At 58.3% G+C, this 3,300-nt stretch carries 1 protein-coding gene and 1 pseudogene; both read right to left on the reverse strand.

Features of this window, described 5'->3' with window-relative positions; all coding sequences use genetic code 11:
* Positions 1–902: 902 nt before the first annotated feature.
* On the reverse strand, positions 903–2,102 hold the full coding sequence (locus tag H7847_RS26445; protein ID WP_227272687.1) for an IS91 family transposase: 1,200 nt from the start codon (positions 2,100–2,102) through the stop codon (positions 903–905).
* 12 nt (positions 2,103–2,114) lie between these two features.
* Positions 2,115–3,042: pseudogene (locus H7847_RS26450) on the reverse strand (tyrosine-type recombinase/integrase).
* Between the last annotated feature and the right edge of the window lie 258 nt (positions 3,043–3,300).

Raw genomic sequence — 3,300 nt, forward strand, 5'->3', positions numbered from 1 at the left:
GGTCTGCGATACGTCTAAACCAATGTAGTTTTTCATGGTCGTCTCTCCTTCAGCTCAAGGTTTCTGAGATCGACATTAGCCGTTCTCAATGCCCTTGAAGCCGAGCGCTCAGCAGATACGCCATGTCCGCTTCTTCATGATGGAGATAACTCACTCAGGTCTCGCACGTATTTTGTAATATCAATTTCTCGTGAGGCACGCTCTCGATTCCCGCCACTCAACCCGCGTAAAGAACCACTTTTTGTGGGCACCAGTCAAGGTGTGTTTGGCGCCAAAGGCACCTGCATATAGTGCCAAACACACTGCTTTAAGTCGAGATTGAAGCTACTTGATCGCACAACGGAAGCTCTTACGTTTAGTCAACCTGACCCCAGCGTCCTTGTATAGCGTCGTGAAACCGCCACTGTGCGAAAAAAGCTGCAAACATCTCTAATTTCTTCTCACGGCGAAACGTATCTAAACGGTAGCTTCGAAGGATAGAGTGGTTGAGCCGCCCATCTGTAACGAAAGTCCGCTTTGCACCATCGAAGCATGTTGACTTGCCGCTGCAGCGAAAGTCCGGTTTCCTGAAGGTTTTTCGATGCGGGCCGGGGTGCAACTTTGGCGTCAGAGCTACGTGCGGCCCGCGTTGACAAACCTCGGAAGGAGGAAGCCGCGGTGTCTGGGATCAGCCTATGGAGAAAGAGCGCTGGCGGGTAAGGCTAAACATGCCACGGGCGCGGCGTCGATTGTGTTGGGTGCGTCAGTTGCAGTCGTTTTCCGCCACCTTGGTCGCGGATGTTCCCTAGATTGGACGCTGGGAACGGGACACCTACCGCCATTTTGGATGATGCTCGCAAACGGTCTTGGCCGATCAGCCAATGACGACCGGAGCATATCGAAGTGTGGGATCAAGCATCGGATCATGCGGCCTGTTCCCTTGGTGGCGCGCGCGACATCGGTATCTGACCGCGCCGAAAGATCTCGACGATACGCATAGGACCGCCGCAGCAGGGACACGGCTCGCGCAGGGTGAGAGGGGTCGTCTCAGGTTCCATCTCTTGTTCGGTCGTTCCTTTTTCGCTTTGAACAGCAAGCAAAGCCCGGATCTTCCGGATGTTCGTTTTGCGCGCTGAACTGGCCAGCAGGCCGTAATGACGGATGCGATGGAAACCATCTGGCAGGACGTGCATCAGGAAGCGGCGGATGAACTCTGGCGTTGCCAAACGCATGACCTTTTGGCGGTCACCGCGCTTGATCCTGTAATCCTTCCAGCGGAACGCGACGGTGTCGGCATCGGCGCTGACCAGTCGGTGGTTCGAGATCGCGACCCGGTGGGTGTAGCGGCTCAGGTAGGCCAGTACCGCCTCGGGCCCACCGAACGGAGGCTTGGCGTAGACCACCCACTCAGATTTGCGGAAGGGCACGAGCCACTTCGCGAAGGCATCCGCTTGCGCCAAGTAGGCGAGCTCGCCAAAGAAAGTGAGCTGGCCAGCGCGGTGCAACTCGAGAAGGCCATCCAGGAACAGGCGGCGGAACAGCCGCGCCAGCACGAGTACGTGCAGAAAGAACCCGGGCTTGCAGGCCACCCATTTGGTGCCGTCCGGCGACAAACCACCACCCGGCACGATCATGTGGATGTGCGGATGATGGGTCAGGGCCGATCCCCAAGTATGGAGCACGCTGGTCATGCCGACCTTCGCCCCGAGACGCTTGGGATCGGCCGCGATGGTCATCACGGTTTGGGCTGACGCGCGGAACAACAGGTCGTAGACCGCCCTCGGGTTCCAATACGCGATGCGGGCGATCTCTGCGGGCATCGTGAAGACGACGTGGAAGTACTCGAGGGGTAGCAGGTCTTCAGCACGCGCCTCCATCCAATCGCGCGCGGCGGGGCCCTGGCATTTGGGACAGTGCCGGTTCTTGCAAGAGTTATAGGCGATGTGATGGTGGTCGCATTTGGTACAGGCGGCCACATGCCCACCGAGCGCTTCGGTTCGGCAGGCTTCAATTGCCGACATCACCTTGAGTTGGCCGAGACTGATGTGACCCGCATTGGCCCGCCGATATGCGGGACCATGGTTCCGAAAGATGTCTGCGATCTCCAGCCGTGGGCGCGGCAATCGCCCGAGCCGCTACTCCAGTCCTCGCCTGACGGTGTGATCCTGCAGCTTCTCCAGCATCTCATACGGGCTGACGGTTCCGCGGATGGTCTTGGTGGCGACATGCGTATAACGCGCCGTCGTGCTGAGCTTGGAATGACCTAGGAGAACCTGGATCACCCGGACATCCGTTCCGGCCTCCAAGAGATGCGTTGCAAAGCTGTGGCGCAAGGTGTGCAGGGTGGCAGGCTTGTTGATCCCGGCCATATGTTTGGCGGACGTGAACGCCCGGTTCAGTTGGCGTGGCGACAAGGCCATGATCTTGGGTTTGCCCCCTCTCGGCAGCATCCTGCGGATGCGCCTGCCGGGCAATGGGAAACAGCCATCCCTCGGGCCTCGCTTCCCGCCAGTAGTCACGTAGCAGATCAAGCAAGGCAGGAAACAACATCGCTTTGCGGTCCTTGTCATTCTTGCCCTCGTCGACATGAATCAGCATCCGGTCGCTGTCGATGTCGGAGACCTTGAGATTGCAGACCTCAGACGCGCGCAAGCCAGCGCCATAGCTGATCCCCAAGGCCGCGCGATATTTCAGACCAGGCCCCGGCACCGCAGCGAGCAAGTCGCCAACTTCTTCGACGCTCAAAACGACTGGAAGCTTCTTCGCCTTGCGCCGGAACTGCATGTACCGCTTCATCTCTTCACGCCCGCAGGTCATCCCAAAGAAGAACCGCAGAGACACGATCCTGGCGTTGAACACCCCGGTCGAGACCCCGCTATCGGTCATATGGAGCTGATACGCGCGCAGCTCATCCGGAGTTGCGGTATCCGGCGAACGCCCGATGAACTCAGCAAAATACCTGACCGCCCTGATATGGGCCTGCTGGGTCTTCGGCGACATGCCACGAATGCGCATATCCTCTATCATCCGTTCGCGCAATGGTGTGGTCTTCTTCTCCTTCATGGGAACCTCCTGTCATCAGATTGAGAAACCTCAATCGTCAGACAGGTCAGCAAGATCACAAAATGCGCACCGTCAGGACCGGCTCAATACGCCAGCCACAAGCACAATTGCCGCGATAGCGGCTTCGTCCATCCGCCCTCTTTTTTGGGTTCTCCGACATTTACATCCCCAAAGCTCGCGCACATTCCGAGTGCTCAAAGGCGTCCTGGTAGAGGCGAGCTTCGTCGCCGGTCATGCCTTCTTCCTGCATAGCTCGGC

Source organism: Roseobacter weihaiensis, assembly GCF_020622345.1.
Lineage (GTDB): Bacteria > Pseudomonadota > Alphaproteobacteria > Rhodobacterales > Rhodobacteraceae > Roseobacter > Roseobacter weihaiensis.